We start from the raw sequence: 20590 nt of genomic DNA on the forward strand, positions 1-20590 counted from the left end.
CATGAGACGCGGGCCGGGTCGACACCGTTTGCACGACGCGTGGTGGACGCTGATCCTGTTCGCGGTGATCGGGGTGGCTGTCCTGGTGACGGCGGTGTCCTTCACGGGCAGCTTGCGGTCGACTGTGCCGGTGACGCTGGCGGCCGACCGCTCCGGGCTGGTGATGGACTCCGGCGCCAAGGTCATGATGCGCGGTGTGCAGGTCGGCCGGGTCGCCCAGATCGGTCGGATCGAGTGGGCCCAGAACGGGGCGAGCCTCAGACTGGAGATCGACCCCGACCAGATCCGGTACATCCCGGCCAATGTCGAGGCACAGATCAGCGCCACCACCGCATTCGGTGCCAAGTTCGTCGACCTGGTGATGCCGCAAAACCCAAGTCGTGCACGGCTGTCCGCTGGGGCGGTACTGCATTCGAAGAACGTCAGCACGGAAATCAACACCGTCTTCGAAAACGTCGTCGACCTGCTCAACATGATCGACCCGCTGAAACTGAACGCCGTGCTGACCGCGGTCGCCGACGCCGTTCGCGGGCAAGGTGAACGGATAGGCCAGGCCACCACCGACCTCAACGAGGTGCTGGAGGCACTCAACGCACGCGGCGACACCATCGGCGGCAACTGGCGATCGCTCAAGAACTTCACCGACACCTATGACGCGGCCGCCCAAGACATCCTGACGATCCTGAACGCCGCCAGCACCACCAGTGCGACCGTCGTGAATCATTCGACGCAGCTGGATGCCTTGCTACTCAACGCCATCGGACTATCCAACGCTGGCACCAACCTGCTTGGCAGCAGCCGAGACAATCTCGTCGGCGCGGCCGACATCCTGGCGCCGACCACGAGCCTGCTGTTCAAGTACAACCCCGAATACACCTGCTTCCTGCAGGGCGCCAAGTGGTATCTCGACAACGGCGGCTATGCGGCCTGGGGCGGGGCCGACGGGCGCACGCTACAACTCGATGTGGCGCTACTGTTCGGCAACGACCCCTATGTCTATCCGGACAACCTGCCGGTTGTCGCGGCCAAGGGGGGTCCCGGCGGAAGGCCGGGATGCGGGCCATTGCCGGATGCCACCCACAACTTCCCGGTGCGCCAGCTGGTCACCAACACCGGATGGGGAACCGGGCTGGACATCCGGCCCAACCCCGGCATCGGGCATCCCTGCTGGGCCAACTACTTCCCGGTGACCCGCGCGGTGCCCGAGCCGCCGTCGATCCGTCAGTGCATCCCCGGGCCGGCGATCGGGCCCAACCCCGCGGCGGGGGAGCAGCCATGAGGGAGAACCTGGGGGGCGTCGTGGTGCGCCTCGGCGTCTTCCTGGCGGTATGCCTGCTGACGGCGTTCCTGCTGATTGCCGTCTTCGGGGAGGTGCGCTTCGGCGACGGCAAGACCTACTACGCCGAGTTCGCCAACGTGTCCAATCTGCGAACGGGCAAGCTGGTGCGCATCGCCGGCGTCGAGGTCGGCAAGGTCACCAGGATCTCCATCAACCCCGACGCGACGGTGCGGGTGCAGTTCACCGCCGACAACTCGGTCACCCTCACGCGGGGCACCCGGGCGGTGATCCGCTACGACAACCTGTTCGGTGACCGCTATTTGGCGCTGGAGGAAGGGGCCGGCGGACTCGCCGTTCTTCGTCCCGGTCACACGATTCCGTTGGCGCGCACCCAACCGGCGTTGGATCTGGATGCCCTGATCGGTGGATTCAAGCCGCTGTTTCGTGCGCTGAACCCCGAGCAGGTCAACGCGCTGAGCGAACAGTTGCTGCACGCGTTTGCCGGACAGGGGCCCACGATCGGGTCATTGCTGGCCCAGTCCGCGGCCGTGACCAACACCCTGGCCGACCGTGATCGGCTGATCGGGCAGGTGATCACCAACCTCAACGTGGTGCTGGGCTCGCTGGGCGCTCACACCGATCGGTTGGACCAGGCGGTGACGTCGCTATCAGCGTTGATTCACCGGCTCGCGCAACGCAAGACCGACATCTCCAACGCCGTGGCCTACACCAACGCCGCCGCCGGCTCGGTCGCCGATCTGCTGTCGCAGGCTCGCGCGCCGTTGGCGAAGGTGGTTCGCGAGACCGATCGGGTGGCCGGCATCGCGGCCGCCGACCACGACTACCTCGACAATCTGCTCAACACGCTGCCGGACAAATACCAGGCGCTGGTCCGCCAGGGTATGTACGGCGACTTCTTCGCCTTCTACCTGTGCGACGTCGTGCTCAAGGTCAACGGCAAGGGCGGCCAGCCGGTGTACATCAAGCTGGCCGGTCAGGACAGCGGGCGGTGCGCGCCGAAATGAAATCCTTCGCCGAACGCAACCGTCTGGCCATCGGCACAGTCGGCATCGTCGTCGTCGCCGCCGTTGCGCTGGCCGCGCTGCAATACCAGCGGCTGCCGTTTTTCAACCAGGGCACCAGGGTCTCCGCCTATTTCGCCGACGCCGGCGGGCTGCGCACCGGCAACACCGTCGAGGTCTCCGGCTATCCGGTGGGAAAAGTGTCCAGCATCTCGCTCGACGGACCGGGCGTGCTGGTGGAGTTCAAGGTCGACACCGACGTCCGACTCGGAAACCGCACCGAAGTGGCAATCAAAACCAAGGGCTTGTTGGGCAGCAAGTTCCTCGACGTCACCCCCCGCGGGGACGGCCGACTCGATTCTCCGATCCCGATCGAGCGGACCACGTCGCCCTACCAACTGCCCGACGCCCTTGGCGATTTGGCCGCCACGATCAGCGGGTTGCACACCGAGCGGCTGTCCGAATCGCTGGCCACCCTGGCGCAGACCTTTGCCGATACGCCGGCGCACTTCCGCAACGCCATACACGGGGTGGCCCGGCTCGCCCAAACCCTCGATGAGCGCGACAACCAACTGCGCAGCCTGCTGGCCAACGCGGCCAAAGCCACCGGGGTGCTGGCCAACCGCACCGACCAGATCGTCGGCCTGGTGCGCGACACGAATGTGGTCTTGGCGCAGCTGCGCACCCAAAGCGCCGCCCTGGACCGGATCTGGGCGAACATCTCGGCGGTGGCCGAACAACTGCGGGGCTTCATCGCTGAGAACCGCCAGCAGCTGCGCCCGGCGCTGGACAAGCTCAACGGGGTGCTGGCTATCGTCGAAAACCGCAAAGAGCGTGTGCGGCAGGCCATCCCGCTGATCAACACCTATGTCATGTCGCTGGGTGAGTCGCTGTCGTCGGGCCCGTTCTTCAAGGCATACGTGGTGAACCTGCTGCCGGGTCAGTTCGTGCAACCGTTCATCAGCGCCGCGTTCTCCGACCTGGGGCTCGACCCGGCCACGTTGCTGCCGTCGCAGCTGACCGACCCACCGACCGGTCAACCCGGAACCCCGCCGTTGCCGATGCCCTACCCGCGCACGGGCCAGGGCGGTGAGCCGCGGCTGACGCTGCCCGACGCGATCACCGGCAATCCCGGCGATCCGCGCTATCCGTACCGGCCGGAGCCGCCCGCGCCGCCGCCCGGCGGGCCGCCGCCCGGCCCGCCCGCGCAGCAGCCGGGAGACCAACCGTGACAACGAAACTCAGACGTGCCCGCTCGGTGTTGGCGACCGCCCTGGTGCTGGTCGCGGGCGTGATCCTGGCCATGCGCACCGCCGACGCCGCCGCCCGCACGACCGTGGTCGCCTACTTCGACAACAGCAACGGTGTGTTCGCCGGTGACGACGTGCTCATTCGGGGCGTGCCGGTGGGCAAGATCGTCAAGATCGAACCGCAACCGCTGCGCGCCAAGATTTCGTTCTGGTTCGACCGCAAATACCGAGTCCCCGCCGATGCCGCCGCGGCGATCCTGTCGCCGCAACTGGTGACCGGCCGGGCCATCCAGCTGACACCGCCGTATGCCGGCGGGCCGACCATGGCCGACGGCACAGTAATCCCGCAAGAGCGCACCGTGGTGCCGGTGGAGTGGGACGACTTGCGGGCGCAACTTCAGCGGCTGACCGCATTGCTGCAGCCCACCCGGCCGGGCGGCGTCAGCACGCTGGGTGCGCTCATCAATACTGCCGCCGACAACCTGCGCGGGCAAGGCGCCACCATCCGCGACACCATCATCAAACTGTCACAAGCGATTTCGGCTCTCGGTGACCACAGCAAAGACATCTTCTCCACCGTGACGAACCTGTCGACGCTGGTCACGGCGCTGCATGACAGCGCTGACCTGCTCGAACGGCTCAACCACAACCTGGCCGCGGTGACCTCGCTGCTGGCCGATGGCCCGGACAAGATCGGTCAGGCAGCCGAGGACCTCAACGCGGTCGTAGCCGACGTCGGCAGCTTCGCCGCCGAGCACCGCGAGGCGATCGGCACCGCATCAGACAAGCTCGCGTCAATCACCACCGCGCTGGTCGACAGCCTCGACGACATCAAGCAGACGCTGCATATCAGCCCGACGGTGTTGCAGAACTTCAACAACATCTTCGAACCGGCCAACGGCGCGCTGACCGGCGCGCTGGCGGGCAACAACATGGCCAACCCAATCGCCTTCCTGTGCGGCGCGATCCAGGCTGCCTCCCGGCTGGGCGGCGAGCAAGCGGCCAAATTGTGCGTGCAATACCTGGCGCCGATCGTGAAGAACCGCCAGTACAACTACCCGCCGCTGGGGGCGAACCTGTTCGTCGGGGCGCAGGCCAGGCCTAACGAGGTCACCTACAGCGAGGACTGGCTGCGGCCCGATTACGTTGCACCAGTTGCGGACACGCCGCCAGATCCGGCCGCGGCCGTGACCGTCGATCCCGCGACCGGCCTGCGCGGCATGATGATGCCGCCGGGGGGTGGCTCGTGAGGATCGGCCTGACCCTGGTGATGATCGCGGCCGTGGTAGCGAGCTGCGGCTGGCGCGGGCTGAATTCGCTGCCGCTGCCCGGCACGCAGGGCAACGGCCCGGGGTCCTTCGCGGTCCAGGCGCAGCTGCCGGATGTCAACAACATCCAGCCGAACTCGCGGGTGCGGGTTGCCGACGTGACGGTCGGCCACGTCACGAAAATCGAGCGCCAAGGCTGGCACGCGTTGGTGACCATGCGGCTGGATGGCGACGTCGATTTGCCCGCCAACGCAACGGCCAAGATCGGCACCACCAGCCTGCTGGGTTCCTACCACATCGAGCTGGCGCCACCGAAAGGCGAAGCGCGGCAAGGCAAGCTGCGCGACGGTTCACTCATTGCGCTGTCACACGGTAGCGCCTACCCAAGCACCGAGCAGACGCTGGCAGCGCTGTCGCTGGTGCTCAACGGCGGCGGACTGGGCCAGGTTCAAGACATCACCGAGGCGTTGAGCACCGCGTTTGCCGGCCGTGAGCACGATCTGCGCGGGCTGATTGGGCAGCTGGACACCTTCACCGCATACCTCAACAACCAGTCCGGTGACATCATCGCGGCCACCGACAGCCTCAACCGCCTCGTCGGCAAGTTCGCCGACCAGCAACCCGTCTTCGATCGGGCCCTGGCCACCATCCCCGACGCGCTCGCGGTGCTGGCCGATGAGCGGGACACGCTCGTCGAGGCTGCCGAGCAGCTGAGCAAGTTCAGCGCCCTGACCGTCGACTCGGTCAACAAGACCACCGCGAACCTGGTCACCGAACTGCGGCAACTCGGACCGGTGTTGGAGTCGCTGGCCAATTCCGGTCCGGCGCTGACCCGATCGCTGTCCCTGCTGGCCACGTTCCCGTTCCCGAACGAGACGTTCCAAAATTTCCAGCGCGGCGAATACGCCAACCTGACCGCGATCGTCGACCTCACGCTCAGCCGCATCGACCAGGGCCTGTTGACCGGCACCCGCTGGGAGTGTCATCTGACCCAGCTCGAGCTGCAGTGGGGTCGCACCATTGGGCAGTTCCCCAGCCCGTGTACCGCGGGCTATCGGGGTACCCCGGGCAATCCGCTGACGATCGCCTACCGCTGGGATCAGGGGCCCTAGATGCTGCATCTACCGCGCCGAGTGATCGTTCAGCTGGCCGTCTTTACCGTGATCGCGGTGGGCGTGCTGGCCATCACGTTCCTGCATTTCGTGAGGCTGCCGGCGATGCTTTTCGGCGTCGGCCGCTACACGGTGACGATGGAGCTGGTCGAAGCCGGTGGGCTGTATCGCACCGGCAATGTCACCTACCGCGGCTTTGAGGTGGGCCGGGTGGCAGCGGTGCGGCTCACCGACACCGGGGTGCAAGCGGTGCTGGCCCTGAAATCGGGCATCGATATCCCGTCGGACCTCAAGGCCGAGGTGCACAGCCACACCGCGATCGGCGAAACCTACGTCGAGTTGTTGCCGCGCAACGCCGCCTCGCCGCCACTGAAGAACGGCGATGTCATTGCGCTGGCCGACACCTCGGTGCCGCCCGACATCAACGACCTGCTCAGCGCGGCCAACACCGCATTGGAGGCAATACCTCACGAGAACCTGCAGACCGTCATCGACGAGTCGTACACCGCGGTGGCCGGGTTAGGGCTCGAACTTTCCCGGCTGATCAAGGGCTCGGCGGAACTGGCGATCGATGCTCGCGCGAATCTCGATCCGCTGGTGGCGCTGATCGACCGGGCAGGACCGGTGCTGGATTCGCAGACCCACACCTCGGATGCGATCGCGGCCTGGGCGGCACAGCTGGCCGCAGTCACCGGCCAATTGCAGACACACGACTCGGCGGTCGGCGATCTCATCGACCGGGGCGGTCCGGCGTTGGGGGAGACGCGCCAACTGCTCGAGCGGCTACAACCCACCGTGCCCATCCTGCTGGCCAACCTGGTCAGCGTCGGCCAGGTCGCACTCACCTATCACAACGACATCGAACAGCTGCTGGTGGTGTTCCCCATGGCCATCGCCGCCGAACAGGCCGGCATCCTGGCCAACCTCAACACCAAGCAGGCCTACCGGGGCCAGTATCTGAGCTTCAACCTCAACCTGAACCTGCCGCCGCCGTGCACCACCGGCTTTCTGCCGGCCCAGCAGCGGCGCATTCCCACGTTCGAGGACTACCCGGATCGCCCGGCCGGTGATCTGTACTGCCGGGTGCCCCAGGATTCGCCGTTTAACGTGCGCGGCGCCCGCAACATCCCCTGTGAAACCGTGCCGGGCAAGCGCGCACCCACCGTGAAGTTATGCGAGAGCGACGCGCCATACCTGCCGCTGAACGACGGCTACAACTGGAAGGGCGACCCCAACGCCACGGTGCCGGGTTTGGGGTCCGGCCAGGACATCCCGCAGACATGGCAAACGATGCTGCTGCCGCCGGGCAGCTGACGGTGATGGAGGGAGGACACGATGTCGGTAGCAGTGGATTCCGACGCCGAGGATGACGCCGTATCGGAGATCGCTGAGGCAGCCGGCGTGTCGCCGGCCCCAGCCAAACCATCCATGTCGGCGCCGCGGCGCATGCTGCTGTTCGGCCTGGTCGTCGTCGTCGCTTTGGCGGTGCTGTTGTGTTGCTGGGGATTTCGCGTCCAGCGGGCACGCCATGCGCAGGACCAGCGTGGTCACTTCCTGCAAGCGGCCCGGCAGTGCGCGCTGAACCTAACGACCATCGACTGGCGCAACGCCGAGGCGGATGTGCGCCGCATTCTGGACGGCGCCACAGGCGAGTTTTACAACGACTTCGCCCAGCGGTCCCAGCCCTTCGTCGAAGTACTGAGGCACGCAAAGGCCAGCACGGTCGGCACGATCACCGAGGCCGGGCTGCAGACGCAGACCGCCGACACGGCCCAGGCGCTGGTGGCGGTGTCCGTGCAAACGTCGAATGCCGGCGAAGCCGACCCGGTTCCACGAGCGTGGCGAATGCGCATCACCGTGCAGCGGGTCGGCGACCGGGTCAAGGTGTCCGACGTCGGGTTCGTGCCGTGAGCTGGTCGCGGGTGATCGCCTACGGGCTGCTGCCCGGGCTGGCGTTGGCGCTGACGTGTGGCGCGGGCTTGCTGAAATGGCAGGACGGCGCCGTCCGCGACGCCGCGGTTGCCCGTGCGGAATCCGTGCGGGCCGCGACCGACGGCACCACCGCGCTGCTGTCTTACCGGCCCGACACCGTGCAGCATGACCTCGAGAGCGCGCGAAGCAGGCTCACGGGCACGTTCCTCGACGCCTACACACAGCTGACCCACGACGTGGTGATCCCCGGCGCACAGCAGAAGCAGATCTCGGCCGTGGCCACCGTCGCGGCCGCGGCGTCGGTGTCGACTTCCGCCGACCGCGCCGTCGTCCTGCTGTTCGTAAACCAGACCATCACCGTCGGCAAGGACGCGCCGACCACCGCCGCTTCCAGCGTTCGGGTGACCCTCGACAACATCAACGGGCGTTGGCTGATCTCGCAATTCGAACCGATCTGACGGGGGGCACCAGTGCAGCGCCAATCATTGATGCCCCAGCAGACCCTTGCCGCCGGCGTTTTCGTGGGTGCGCTGCTATGCGGTGTCGTGACGGCGGCGGTGCCACCACACGCACGCGCCGACGTGGTCGCCTATCTGGTCAACGTGACGGTACGCCCGGGCTACAACTTCGCCAACGCCGACGCCGCGTTGAGTTACGGACATGGCCTCTGCGAGAAGGTGTCTCGGGGCCGCCCTTACGCACAGATCATCGCCGACGTCAAGGCTGATTTCGACACCCGCGACCAATACCAGGCCTCGTATCTGCTCAGCCAGGCTGTCAACGAACTCTGCCCCGCGCTGATCTGGCAGTTGCGAAACTCCGCAGTCGACAATCGGCGCTCGGGCTGAGGTAAGGGGACTGACATGTCGCGTCGAGCATCGGCCACGTGTGCCTTGTCCGCGACCACCGCCGTCGCCATAATGGCTGCTCCCGCCGCACGGGCCGACGACAAGCGGCTCAACGACGGCGTGGTCGCCAACGTCTACACCGTTCAACGTCAGGCCGGCTGCACCAACGACGTCACGATCAACCCGCAACTACAATTGGCCGCCCAATGGCACACCCTCGATCTGCTGAACAACCGGCACCTCAACGACGACACCGGTTCTGACGGATCCACACCGCAAGACCGCGCGCATGCCGCCGGCTTCCGCGGGAAAGTCGCTGAAACCGTGGCGATCAATCCCGCCGTAGCGATCAGCGGCATCGAGTTGATAAACCAGTGGTACTACAACCCCGCGTTTTTCGCGATCATGTCCGACTGCGCCAACACCCAGATCGGGGTGTGGTCAGAAAACAGCCCGGATCGCACCGTCGTGGTGGCCGTTTACGGACAGCCCGATCGACCTTCCGCGATGCCGCCCAGGGGAGCGGTAACCGGACCGCCGTCCCCGGTGGCCGCGCAAGAGAACGTTCCTATCGACCCCAGCCCCGACTACGACGCCAGCGACGAGATCGAATACGGCATCAACTGGCTGCCATGGATCCTGCGCGGCGTGTACCCGCCGCCCGCAATGCCGCCGCAGTAGGCGGTCGCTAGCGCACCGCTGAGTTCCGCGGCTGCCAGATCTGGGCCGGGCACCGGAGATTAACCGCGTGGGAGACCGGCAGTTCCAGCAGCGCATCTGAGGCGTCTTCGATCGCCGGAGCCCTAATCACTGCGTGCGGCGGGCCGCGTTCGACCCGCGCGGGTCGATAAGGTCACGGAACCGTTCTGCCGGGTAGACTGCCGCACCCAAGTCTCGGACCCGGTCGGTCAACGCTTTGTCCGATGTCACCACACGAATCTCTTGTGGCTGGGCGCCGGATCGGACCAGCCGGACGATCTCGTCGTCGGCCGAGTTGGCGGCCGCCTTGGGCGCATGCGCCACTTCGACCACCGATGACGGGATGGCGGTCGACGGCGGCCGCTCGAACACCACCGTCACGTCGTCGCCCCGAGCCTTGGTGATGGCCCACCCCTCGAGCCTTTCCACCAGCATCACCATCGCGCGATGGCGGTCGCGCCACCAACCATCCGGACGACTTCCGATCACGTTCATACCGTCGACAATCCACCGCACACCTCACGGTACGACGGCGCCACCTCACCGCGTGTGTCGACGCCGGCTATGCGTTTGCCGCACTACCACCATCTGCGCTTTCGGTGCTTCTTCAGCTCTTGCTGGAACTTCTGGTAATGCTCCAGCGCGAATCGCTCTTCCAAAGCCCCAAGGGCGTTAATGACCTCGGGATCTTTGACCCCAGGGGTCGATGGCCAATCTCAGGTTGGTAAATCGGGTGCTCAGATCGGCCCTCCGGACCAGGTTGTCGCCTGGGCAGATGTGCGCTCGCTAACCGCCAACTCACTTTCAAACTACGCTGCGAGTTGTGAGCGTAATGTCAGTGATCTGACGGCAAAGGTCACGGATTTCGTCGAGCAGATGGACGGTATTTCGCGAAAAGCGGTTCGACCTACTGGCTCCTGGTGTGTGGCCTCCCAGGGTGCTGGGCTGCGGTTTCGCCAACCAACCTGCTGGTCGGCGCGCCGTATTCTGAAGACCGGACCAACGAGGGGACCGAGCCATGTCTCAGACACCCGCTACAACCCGCAAAACGTTTCCCGAGATCAGCTCAAGAGCGTGGGAGCACCCCGCCGACCGGACCGCCCTTTCCGCGCTGCGCCGGCTCAAAGGCTTCGACCAGATCTTGAAGCTGATGTCGGGGATGTTGCGGGAACGGCAGCACCGGCTGCTGTACCTGGCCAGCGCGGCACGGGTCGGGCCGCGGCAGTTCGCCGACCTCGACGCGCTGCTGGACGAATGCGTGGATGTGCTGGACGCGTCGGCGAAACCCGAACTCTACGTGATGCAGTCACCAATCGCGGATGCCTTCACCATCGGCATGGGCAAGCCATTCACCGTGATCACCTCGGGGCTGTACGACCTGGTGACACACGACGAGATGCGGTTCGTGATGGGCCACGAGCTCGGCCACGCACTGTCCGGCCACGCGGTGTACCGCACGATGATGATGCATCTGCTGCGGTTGGCCCGGTCATTCGGCGTCTTGCCGGTTGGCGGCTGGGCGCTGCGCGCAATCGTGGCTGCGCTGCTGGAATGGCAGCGCAAATCGGAGCTGTCCGGCGATCGCGCTGGGTTGCTGTGCGCGCAGGATTTGGACACCGCGCTCAGGGTGGAGATGAAGCTCGCTGGCGGCTGCCGGCTGGACAAGCTGGACTCGGAGGCCTTCTTGGCTCAGGCCCGGGAATACGAGACATCCGGCGATATGCGCGACGGGGTGCTCAAGCTGCTCAACCTGGAGCTGCAGACCCATCCGTTCTCTGTGCTGCGGGCTGCCGCCTTGACTCACTGGGTGGACACCGGCGGCTATGCCAAGGTGATAGCCGGCGAGTACCCGCGTCGGGCCGACGACGGCAACGCCAAATTTGCAGACGACCTTGGCGCGGCCGCCCGGTACTACCGGGACGGCTTCGACCAGTCCAACGACCCGCTGATCAAAGGTATCCGCGACGGATTCGGTGGCATCGTCGAGGGCGTGGGACGGGCAGCCTCGAACGCGGCCGATTCATTGGGCCGCAAGATCACCGAGTGGCGGCAGCCCTCGAAGTGACGGCCCCTCTGCTACGTAGCTAAGCACGCGCGACCGGCGGGCTGGGGAGCCCGGTCAGCGGTCTCATAGCATTGCGAACACGGGACGTCGAGAGGGGAAGAGCTGCCATGGGTGAGGCGAACATCCGCGAGCAGGCGATCGCCACGATGCCACGGGGTGGCCCCGACGCGTCTTGGCTGGATCGTCGATTCCAGACCGACGCACTGGAGTACCTCGACCGCGACGATGTGCCCGATGAGGTCAAACAGAAGATCATCGGGGTGCTCGACCGGGTGGGCACCCTGACCAACCTGCACGAGAAGTACGCCCGGATAGCCCTGAAACTTGTTTCTGACATTCCCAACCCGCGAATCCTGGAACTTGGTGCGGGCCATGGCAAGCTCTCAGCGAAAATCCTCGAGCTACACCCGACAGCGACGGTGACGATCAGCGATCTAGATCCCACCTCGGTGGCCAACATCGCCGCGGGAGAGCTGGGAACACATCCGCGAGCACGCACCCAAGTGATCGACGCCACCGCAATCGACGGCCACGACCACAGCTATGACCTGGCGGTCTTCGCGCTGGCATTTCACCACCTGCCGCCTACGGTCGCCTGCAAAGCGATCGCCGAGGCCACCCGGGTGGGGAAGCGCTTTCTGATCATCGACCTCAAACGGCAGAAACCGCTGTCGTTCACGCTCTCTTCGGTGCTGCTACTGCCGCTCCACCTACTGCTGCTGCCATGGTCGTCGATGCGCTCGAGCATGCACGACGGCTTTATCAGCGCACTACGTGCCTACAGTCCCTCGGCGTTGCAGACGCTTGCCCGCGCCGCCGATCCGGGAATGCAGGTTGAAATCTTGCCCGCACCGACCAGGCTATTCCCGCCATCGCTCGCCGTTGTGTTCTCCCGTTCGAGCTCAGCGCCAACGGAATCTAGCGAGTGCTCGGCCGATCGCCAACCCGGCGAATGATTCGGTAGTAGTGCAGATAAGCCATCGCCGGTACCACGATGAACGTGATCACGATCAAAGCAATCGAGAAGTAGTTCGGACCACCCCGCACTAGAAAGATGCAGCGGTAGTCGTAGGACACTGCCAGCCCAACCGAGACCACGATCGCAACAAGCGGTAACACCTTGTCGGTGAACGCATTTCGCCGCACAGCAGCATGTTCTACTGCCTGAGACCTCGCCAATGCGATGAGAGCGATCGGCACGATGATGAACTGGACGAATCGGGCGATCACCGCCAGGCCGGTCAGGTGCAGGTTGTCGAACCGCAGCGCCAACGGGAATGCGAGCGCCAACGACGCCGTAATTGCGAAGGAGACCATCGGCACGTCGTATTGGTTCTTGCGTGACAAGCGTGTCGGCAGAACCCCGCTGTCCGCTAACGCGGTCCAAAGCCGCGGTGCACCGAACGAGGCCGCGACATTGATGCCGAACATCGATATCAGGGCTCCGACGACGATGATCGTTCGGAAGGTAGCGTTTCCGATGGCCGCGGCCAGTTTCACGGTGTCGTCCGACGCGGCGATCTTGTTCGATCCGAGCAGCATCGCTACCGTTAGGGTGAGCAAGTAGATCGCGCCAACCGAGAAGATCGCGATCGGTATAGCTCTCGGCAGGTTCCGGTCCGGCGCGTCCATTTCTTCGGCGGCGTTCGCGATCGATTCGAAACCGGTGAATGCGTACAACGCGACAATCGTGGCCAGCGCCATACTCGAGAACGTGCCCTTGCCAATTTCGGCGACGCCAAGCAACGAGTACGGGGTCGCGCTGTATGCCGACCACGCCGTTGCGTAGTTGTTCACGTGCTGGGTGGTGATGATCCACAGCCCGCCGACAATGAATGCCGAGAGCGCGAATGCCTTGCCTACCGTTGACGTTCCGTTGGCCCACTTGATCGCCCGGTTGCCGAAGAGGTTGATGGCCAACAGCACGCCGATAAAGCCGAGAAACGTCAGCGTCTTCACACTGAACAGTTGCTCGGCGTCGGCCCAGGCCTTGTCGGGGAAGGCCACTCGCAACAGCGTCGAGACGAAAAAAGAAGCCAACACCCCCCAAGCGATGGACGCGGTAATGGCGTGGGTGACACCGACATAGATGCCGATCCGGCGCCCAAATGCGGCCGTTGTGTAGGCGTAGGAGGCACCGTTTGTTCTGACGTACCTTGCCGCCGTCGCGAAGACGATCGCCACGACACCCGCGAAAATGCCAGCTAAAACATAGGCCATCGGCGCGAAGGGTCCTGCGAGCCCGATCACCTCACCTGGAGTTAGGAAGATACCGGCGCCGATTATCGAGTTGATCCCGAGCATGACGACGCTGCAGAAACCCAGCTTGTGGATCGCATATCCTCTCGTCCGCGGGCCGACCACCGCACCAAGGCTGTCTAGCAGGGAATCCTCTAACGCACCATAGATTCTCTAGCGACGATTCTTGAGCTCCCGGCCTGTCGATGCCGGCGCTGCAGGTGAGTCACCGCAGTGGGCGCACCGAACACTCATTTCCGCCGCCCCAAATCCGCGCAGTGACCACCGCGCGGTCCTCGCGAGTCTAGGCCAGCATCGAGTCGATCGCGGAACGTGGGACCAATACCTGGGTTGGGCCGGCTGCTTCGGGCAGCAACTCCCCCGGGTTGAAGAAGAAAATCACCCCGTCGTTCGTGACTGCGAAGTTCTGATAATTCACCGGGTCCAAGCCGGCATTCGGCGCTATCGATACCTGTTGTCCGGTCTGCTTGCTCAGTTCACCTTGCACAATGGGGAAGACGACTGGCAGCGGATCGGTGTCAGCCTGCCACAGCGTGTCATAGGTGATTGGCTTGCGATAGGCCTGGTCCCAATCGAAGGCCTTGTACGTGGTCGTTGGGTGCGTGCCGCCGGCGTTCTGGTAGACCTTGAGCACCACGGCCTGCGTACCACGCGGCGGTATCGCGGACTGGTATGTGGCCGAGGTGATATTCAATTCGTAGGGGGCTTCGCGTGGAGTGGACGATGTGGCCGCGCTGAGGAACTTGTCGCGCGTCTGGGCGATGTAATTTTCCAGCGACTTCTGGTCGGGGTAGTAACTGGGCAGGCTGATGTTGATGTTGTAGGCCGGGTCGGACATTTGAATCTGGCACGCCTGGCCGGTATCGGTGCCTTTCAACTCCTCGCAGTAGGTCTTGGGCGCGGCCGTGGCCACACCCGAACAACAGAGCAAAACGACAGCCGTGACCAGCATGAAGATCTTGATGCGCACGTCGAAATTCCTCCGGGAGTAGTTTGCAGCACCGCCGGCCGCAGGCGGGAGATTGGATTGCCGCGATATCTGAGTCGACGACAAACATAGGGCATCGCGCTGCTGACGACGATGCCTGACCAGACTCAAGCTAGCAGATCGATCGGGCCCGGTGTCGCGTGGTGCTCGACGCCCCCGACGCGCTGGGCGGTTAGAAGTCCCAGTCGGTGTCGGTGGTGGGTTGGTGGGTGCCCATTACGTATGAGCTTCCGGAGCCGGAGAAAAAGTCGTGGTTCTCCCCTGCACCGGGGTCGAGAGCTGCGCGCACGGCCGGGTTCACCTGGCAGGTGTCACGATCGAATGCAGGCTGGTATCCCAGGTTGGCTAGCGCCTTGTTGGCGTTGTAACGCATGTAGGGCAAAACGTCGTCGGTCCAGCCCAACTCGTCGTACAAGTCGTGCGCATAGTCGATCTCGTTCGCGTAGAGCGTGTGCAGCAGCTCGCAGGTGTATTCGCGGTGGTCGGCCCGCTCGGCGTCGGTCAGGTCGGCCAAACCTCGTTGACATTTGTAGCCGATGTAGTAGCCGTGGACGGCTTCATCTCGGATGATCAGCCGGATCAGATCGGCGGTGTTGGTGAGCTTACCCCGCGACGACCAGTACATGGGCAGGTAGAAGCCGGAGTAGAACAGGAAGGACTCCAGCATTACCGACGATGCTTTGCGCTTGAGCGCGTCGTCACCGCGGTAGTAGTCGACGATGATCTGCGCTTTTCGCTGCAGGTAAGGGTTCTGTTCCGACCAGTCGAAGGCATCGTCGATCTGCTTGGTCGAGCACAGGGTCGAGAAGATCGAGCTGTAGCTCTTGGCGTGCACTGACTCCATGAACGCCATGTTGGTCAGGACCGCCTCTTCGTGGGGGGTGACCGCGTCGTCGATCATGGCCACTGCTCCCACCGTCGCCTGCGCGGTGTCGAGCAGGGTCAAGCCGGTGAACACCCGGATCGTCGTCTGCTGCTCGGTGGAACTCAACGTTTGCCAAGATGCCAGGTCGTTGGAGAGCGGAATCTTTTCCGGCAACCAAAAGTTACCGGTCAAACGTTCCCAGACCTGCAAATCTTTAGCATCGAGCAACCGGTTCCAATTGATTGCGTGCACCCGCTCAACGAGCTTGCCGGTCATCGAGGGCCGTCCTGCCTTGCCATGGTCATGCCGCTGTTGGCCGGTGCGTACGCTCCTGTGGGCGTCAAGTCCGGCAGTCGGTCCTTGGGCATTTCGGCCGTCCTCCTTGTCATTGACGGTCTTTCATGGCGTGCACCAGCACTGTAGCTTAGTGATTTCGGCTACCCATATTTTATTCTTCGTGTCGCTGAACTCATTACAAACAGCGATCACCGCGCATACGGTTACGCGACGCCTGGCCAGTAGCCGACGACGCCGCGGAACTCAAGGTCGGTTTGCGGGAAGTCGTTGCCGACGGCCAGCAGTGGTTGGTGGCCCAGCTGGGCGGTCGCGTACGTCATACAGTCTCCGAAGTTGAGAGCCGCGCGGTGGCGCCCCTTGCCGTATCGCAGAAAGGCTCGTTGCGTGGCAGCGGCATGCTCGGCGGTGAAAGATGACACGCTCAAGCCGATTTCGCTGCGAAGTCGTTCGAAGATCGTGCGCGCAACGGGGCCGTGACGGGCGGTCAAGACAATCAGGCATTCGGCGACGGTGGGTGCAGACATGACGGGGCTATGGGCGCCGGCCAGGGCGGCCGCGACCAGGGTGGCGTGCGGCCGCTCGCCTTGAACCAGGGCCACCACGGCGCTTGTGTCCACGATCATTGCGGTGCTCAGACTCCGGTTGCGGGGTCGTAGCCGAGGATTTGTTCGCGCTCGAGCTTGGTGATGGGGGAGCGGTCGGCAAGCAGGGGCCAGATTTCGGTACGCAAGATGTCGAGAAGTTGTGCCTCACGGTCGCCGGCGCGCGACTCCAAAAACGCCAGCTGGGCAGACAGGGCATGCCGGATGGCGGCAGTCTTGCTGGTGTGCAGCCGGTCAGCGAGTTCGGCGGCTAGTCGGTCTACCTCAGGGTCTTTGATATTCAGCGCCACAGGTAGATGGTACCAGCAAATAGCCACTATCTACCTAACGCGTGCTGTGCCGTGCGGTAGCTACTGAAAATCCGAGATGTCAAAGGCAGCGTCTGGATACGCTGTATGCGCGCAGGGATGGTGATCGAGGCGGAGGGGCGGCGTGTCATTTCTGGTCGTGGTTCCCGAGTTCTTGACGTCCGCGGCAGCGGATGTGGAGAACATAGGTTCCACACTGCGCGCGGCGAATGCCGCGGCTGCCGCCTCGACCACCGCGCTTGCGGCCGCTGGCGCTGATGAGGTATCGGCGGCGGTGGCAGCGCTGTTTGCCAGGTTCGGTCAGGAATATCAAGCGGTCAGCGCGCAGGCGAGCGCTTTCCATCAACAGTTCGTGCAGACGCTGAACTCGGCGTCAGGATCGTATGCGGCCGCGGAGGCCACCATCGCGTCACAGTTGCAGACCGCGCAGCACGATCTGCTGGGCGCGGTCAATGCACCAACCGAAACGTTGTTGGGGCGTCCGCTAATCGGCGACGGAGCACCCGGGACGGCAACGAGTCCGAATGGCGGGGCGGGTGGGCTGCTGTACGGCAACGGCGGCAACGGTTATTCCGCGACGGCGTCGGGGGTCGGCGGCGGGGCCGGCGGTTCCGCGGGGTTGATCGGCAATGGCGGCGCCGGGGGAGCCGGCGGACCCAACGCCCCCGGGGGAGCCGGCGGCAACGGTGGCTGGCTGCTCGGCAACGGCGGGATCGGCGGGCCCGGGGGCGCGTCGAGCATCCCCGGCATGAGTGGTGGAGCCGGCGGAACCGGCGGTGCCGCAGGACTTTTGGGCTGGGGAGCGAACGGCGGAGCCGGCGGCCTCGGTGATGGAGTCGGTGTCGATCGTGGCACGGGCGGCGCCGGAGGCCGCGGCGGCCTGTTGTATGGCGGATACGGCGTCAGTGGGCCAGGCGGCGACGGCAGAACCGTCCCGCTGGAGATAATTCATGTCACAGAGCCGACGGTACATGCCAACGTCAACGGCGGACCGACGTCAACCATTCTGGTCGACACCGGATCCGCTGGTCTTGTTGTCTCGCCTGAGGATGTCGGGGGAATCCTGGGAGTGCTTCACATGGGCCTCCCAACCGGATTGAGCATCAGCGGTTACAGCGGGGGGCTGTACTACATCTTCGCCACGTATACCACGACGGTGGACTTCGGGAATGGCATCGTCACCGCGCCGACCGCCGTTAATGTCGTCCTCTTGTCCATCCCAACGTCCCCCTTCGCCATTTCGACCTACTTCAGCGCCTTGCTGGCCGATCCGACAACAACTCCGTTCGAAGCCTATTTCGGTGCCGTCGGCGTGGACGGCGTTCTGGGAGTTGGGCCCAATGCGGTGGGACCAGGCCCCAGCATTCCGACGATGGCGTTACCGGGTGACCTCAACCAGGGAGTGCTCATCGACGCACCCGCAGGTGAGCTCGTGTTCGGTCCCAACCCGCTACCTGCGCCCAACGTCGAGGTCGTCGGATCGCCGATCACCACCCTGTACGTAAAGATCGATGGTGGGACTCCCATACCCGTCCCCTCGATCATCGATTCCGGTGGGGTAACGGGAACCATCCCGTCATATGTCATCGGATCCGGAACCCTGCCGGCGAACACAAACATTGAGGTCTACACCAGCCCCGGCGGTGATCGGCTCTACGCGTTCAACACAAACGATTACCGCCCGACCGTCATTTCATCCGGCCTGATGAATACCGGGTTCTTGCCCTTCAGATTCCAGCCGGTGTACATCGACTACAGCCCCAGCGGTATAGGGACAACAGTCTTTGATCATCCGGCGTGATCGAGCCTGTTCGCCGCGAATGTCGCCGCCTGGCTTGTCATCCCCGACTGAACATACGAAACATGCGCCATAATATTGCCGCCTCCGGTGCATATTGGATCGTCGGGAGCACACAAGTTTATGGTCTTAGAGCTATACAGCGGACCGATTGTCGGCAACGACCCGCCGCCCCACAACATGCTGGAGAAACCACTGGATGGCTCGCCGAAAAGGGCGACAGCGGCGACATGATCTGCCACCGCGGGCGGCATCGCCGAGGTGGACAAATCGATGACCGTCGCACCCTGCGAATAGCCACCAAGCACAATCCTGGTGTTCGGGCAGCTGGCGACGGTGCGCTGGATGTGGGCGCTCGCATCATCGGAACCGTTTGACGCGCTCGCGCGGTAGTCGTCGCTTGCTGGGTAGTTCACCGCGTAGACCCCAATCGACCGCCCGCCAACTTGCGAGGTAAGCGAGTCGACGAACGCCTCACCGACGTCGCCAAGACCAGAAGCCTGATGCGTGCCGCGAGCGAAAACGACCGCGATGTCCGAACACGGATCCGCATGCGCGGCACGACCGCCGGCGGGTGCGCTCACCAGCGCCAAGGTCGTCGCAACCACGACACCAACGATGCGAACAAGGCTGCGTGGAGTCATCTGCACATGCTGACATACTGCCGGCGACCGAGGTGGCGGTGGGCCGCTGAGACATGACGTGCCTCACGTCGTCGGCGCCCACGCAGCCCCAGGTCAGAACGGTAGCCTTAGGCGATGACCGACTCTGTGGTCGTCCGCGTCAAGCCCGGCAGTCACAAAGGACCCCTGGTCGAGGTCGGTCCCAACGGTGAGCTGATTATCTACGTCCGCGAGCCGGCGATTGATGGCAAGGCCAACGATGCGGTCACCCGGCTGCTCGCAGCTCACCTTCAATTGCCAAAGAGCCGAGTCAAATTGGTGTCCGGAGCGACGTCGCGGTTCAAGCGTTTCCGTCTGAGTCGTTAAGTTCAACCTGTTTGAGGAAGCGGGTCCAGCAAGGCCGGGACATCGAGACCAAGCCGCGCTAACACAACAACATGCTGGCGTCGGTCAACCCGGTCGGCGGCGGCGTTGCTGGCCCCGGTACAGACCGCTTGCCGCCGCCCTCACCGTGTCGGTAATTCGCGCGATGATCGGACTGTCCAGTTTCCAGCATTGCCAATAGAGAGGGACGTCGAGGTGTATGTCGCAGACCCGTACGAACGATCCATCGGCAAGCGGAGATGCTGCCAGCTTCTCGGGGAACATGCCCCATCCCAGCCCGGCGCGCGCTGCGGCGGTGAAGCCCTCTGTGGTCGGGACAAAGTGCGTCGGTCTGGTGATGGCGCGACGAAAGGCCTTACGCACCAACATGTCCTGCAGCCCATCGTCACGATTCCACGCCAGTGACGGAGCTTTAGCCGCCGCGGCGGCAGTGAACCCGTCGGATAGATGGCGCTGGACGAATGGCCTGCTGGCCACTGGTAGGTAGCGCATTTCACCCAGCGGGTGCACCCGGCAGCCCGGCACCGGGTTCCGCTCGGTGGTCACCGCGCCCATCGCCACACCCTCCCGTAGCAGCCGCGCGGAATGGTCCTGGTCCTCGATCCGAACGTCGAGCAGGACGTCGCCGAGACCGTCGAACACGGCCGAAAACCATGTCGCCATGGAATCGGCGTTTACCGCAATGGTGATCCGCGTGCGTTTCAGCGACGCGTTGCCACCCATTTCAGCGAGCGCCTCGGACTCGAGCAACGCTGTTTGCGCGGCCAACCGCAACAGCGGGATACCTGCGGTCGTCGCCCGACATGGCTTTTCCCTGACCACCAGCACCTGGCCGACCTGCTGCTCCAACGACTTGATGCGCTGACTGACAGCCGACGGGGTGACATGTAGGCGCTCCGCGGCCGCATCGAAGCTGCCCAGTTCGACCACGGCAGCCAATGCGGCCAGCTGTGGACCGTCAAGCTGCGGATCCACCATCTCAGGTGTAGAC

22 protein-coding genes are annotated in these 20590 nt (G+C 64.4%); 14 read left to right on the forward strand and 8 right to left on the reverse strand.

Annotated elements, in window-relative coordinates; all coding sequences use genetic code 11:
* Position 1: 1 nt before the first annotated feature.
* From mce3A to Rv1975, 10 genes are read left to right on the forward strand one after another with little or no spacing between them, the layout of a single operon-like run.
* Positions 2-1279, forward strand: a complete 1278-nt coding sequence (gene mce3A / locus Rv1966) for an Mce family protein Mce3A (protein YP_177852.1) — start codon at positions 2-4, stop codon at positions 1277-1279.
* A complete protein-coding gene (gene mce3B / locus Rv1967) occupies positions 1276-2304 on the forward strand; it encodes an Mce family protein Mce3B (RefSeq protein ID NP_216483.1) in 1029 nt (342 codons plus the stop codon). The genes mce3A and mce3B overlap by 4 nt, the downstream gene beginning before the upstream one ends.
* Positions 2301-3533 carry an Mce family protein Mce3C gene (gene mce3C / locus Rv1968; protein ID NP_216484.1) on the forward strand — a complete coding sequence of 411 codons (1233 nt, stop codon included), beginning with the start codon at positions 2301-2303 and terminating at the stop codon, positions 3531-3533. The genes mce3B and mce3C overlap by 4 nt, the downstream gene beginning before the upstream one ends.
* Positions 3530-4801, forward strand: coding sequence for an Mce family protein Mce3D (gene mce3D / locus Rv1969; protein ID NP_216485.1), 1272 nt, complete (start codon positions 3530-3532; stop codon positions 4799-4801). The genes mce3C and mce3D overlap by 4 nt, the downstream gene beginning before the upstream one ends.
* Positions 4798-5931 carry an Mce family lipoprotein LprM gene (gene lprM, locus Rv1970; protein ID NP_216486.1) on the forward strand — a complete coding sequence of 378 codons (1134 nt, stop codon included), beginning with the start codon at positions 4798-4800 and terminating at the stop codon, positions 5929-5931. The genes mce3D and lprM overlap by 4 nt, the downstream gene beginning before the upstream one ends.
* Positions 5932-7245, forward strand: coding sequence for an Mce family protein Mce3F (mce3F, locus tag Rv1971; protein NP_216487.1), 1314 nt, complete (start codon positions 5932-5934; stop codon positions 7243-7245).
* 21 nt (positions 7246-7266) lie between these two features.
* Positions 7267-7842 carry an Mce associated membrane protein gene (locus Rv1972; protein ID NP_216488.1) on the forward strand — a complete coding sequence of 192 codons (576 nt, stop codon included), beginning with the start codon at positions 7267-7269 and terminating at the stop codon, positions 7840-7842.
* Entirely contained in the window at positions 7839-8321 is a 483-nt protein-coding gene (locus Rv1973) for an Mce associated membrane protein (RefSeq protein NP_216489.1), read from the forward strand. Before Rv1972 ends, Rv1973 begins: the two co-directional genes overlap by 4 nt.
* 12 nt (positions 8322-8333) lie before the next feature.
* Entirely contained in the window at positions 8334-8711 is a 378-nt protein-coding gene (locus Rv1974) for a membrane protein (RefSeq protein ID NP_216490.1), read from the forward strand.
* Between the two features lie 15 nt (positions 8712-8726).
* A complete protein-coding gene (locus Rv1975) occupies positions 8727-9392 on the forward strand; it encodes a hypothetical protein (protein ID NP_216491.1) in 666 nt (221 codons plus the stop codon).
* 126 nt (positions 9393-9518) lie between these two features.
* Here Rv1975 and Rv1976c read toward each other — a convergent pair whose 3' ends face one another.
* Positions 9519-9926 carry a hypothetical protein gene (locus tag Rv1976c; protein NP_216492.1) on the reverse strand — a complete coding sequence of 136 codons (408 nt, stop codon included), beginning with the start codon at positions 9924-9926 and terminating at the stop codon, positions 9519-9521.
* Positions 9927-10428: 502 nt separating this feature from the next.
* Here Rv1976c and Rv1977 point away from each other — a divergent pair.
* Complete coding sequence (locus Rv1977; protein ID NP_216493.1) at positions 10429-11475, forward strand: hypothetical protein; 1047 nt, start codon at positions 10429-10431, stop codon at positions 11473-11475.
* Positions 11476-11582: 107 nt separating this feature from the next.
* Positions 11583-12431, forward strand: coding sequence for a hypothetical protein (locus Rv1978; RefSeq protein ID NP_216494.1), 849 nt, complete (start codon positions 11583-11585; stop codon positions 12429-12431).
* Here Rv1978 and Rv1979c read toward each other — a convergent pair.
* From Rv1979c to vapB36, 5 genes are all read right to left on the reverse strand, one after another.
* Positions 12394-13839 carry a permease gene (locus tag Rv1979c; RefSeq protein ID NP_216495.2) on the reverse strand — a complete coding sequence of 482 codons (1446 nt, stop codon included), beginning with the start codon at positions 13837-13839 and terminating at the stop codon, positions 12394-12396. The genes Rv1978 and Rv1979c overlap by 38 nt on opposite strands.
* A gap of 178 nt (positions 13840-14017) precedes the next feature.
* Positions 14018-14704, reverse strand: a complete 687-nt coding sequence (mpt64, locus tag Rv1980c) for an immunogenic protein Mpt64 (protein NP_216496.1) — start codon at positions 14702-14704, stop codon at positions 14018-14020.
* A gap of 190 nt (positions 14705-14894) precedes the next feature.
* Entirely contained in the window at positions 14895-15863 is a 969-nt protein-coding gene (gene nrdF1, locus Rv1981c; RefSeq protein ID YP_177853.1) for a ribonucleoside-diphosphate reductase subunit beta NrdF1, read from the reverse strand.
* Positions 15864-16087: 224 nt separating this feature from the next.
* Positions 16088-16507: a ribonuclease VapC36 gene (gene vapC36, locus Rv1982c; protein NP_216498.1), complete on the reverse strand. Its 420-nt coding sequence runs from the start codon at positions 16505-16507 to the stop codon at positions 16088-16090.
* A gap of 8 nt (positions 16508-16515) precedes the next feature.
* Positions 16516-16776: an antitoxin VapB36 gene (gene vapB36, locus Rv1982A; RefSeq protein YP_004837054.1), complete on the reverse strand. Its 261-nt coding sequence runs from the start codon at positions 16774-16776 to the stop codon at positions 16516-16518.
* A 142-nt stretch (positions 16777-16918) separates the two neighbouring features.
* Between vapB36 and PE_PGRS35 the strand changes: the two genes are divergently transcribed.
* Entirely contained in the window at positions 16919-18595 is a 1677-nt protein-coding gene (gene PE_PGRS35, locus Rv1983; RefSeq protein YP_177854.1) for a PE-PGRS family protein PE_PGRS35, read from the forward strand.
* Here the strand turns inward: PE_PGRS35 and cfp21 are convergent.
* Complete coding sequence (gene cfp21 / locus Rv1984c; protein ID NP_216500.1) at positions 18583-19236, reverse strand: cutinase; 654 nt, start codon at positions 19234-19236, stop codon at positions 18583-18585. The genes PE_PGRS35 and cfp21 overlap by 13 nt on opposite strands.
* Positions 19237-19350: 114 nt before the next feature.
* On the opposite strand from cfp21, the gene RV1984a reads away from it, so the two are divergent.
* Positions 19351-19581 (forward strand): hypothetical protein, encoded by a 231-nt coding sequence (locus RV1984a; RefSeq protein YP_009030034.1) that lies wholly within the window; start codon positions 19351-19353, stop codon positions 19579-19581.
* 84 nt (positions 19582-19665) lie between these two features.
* On the opposite strand, the gene Rv1985c is transcribed toward RV1984a, so the two are convergent.
* Complete coding sequence (locus tag Rv1985c) at positions 19666-20577, reverse strand: HTH-type transcriptional regulator (RefSeq protein NP_216501.1); 912 nt, start codon at positions 20575-20577, stop codon at positions 19666-19668.
* Positions 20578-20590 lie beyond the last annotated feature (13 nt).

Origin of the sequence: Mycobacterium tuberculosis H37Rv (genome assembly GCF_000195955.2) — a bacterium.
Lineage (GTDB): Bacteria > Actinomycetota > Actinomycetes > Mycobacteriales > Mycobacteriaceae > Mycobacterium > Mycobacterium tuberculosis.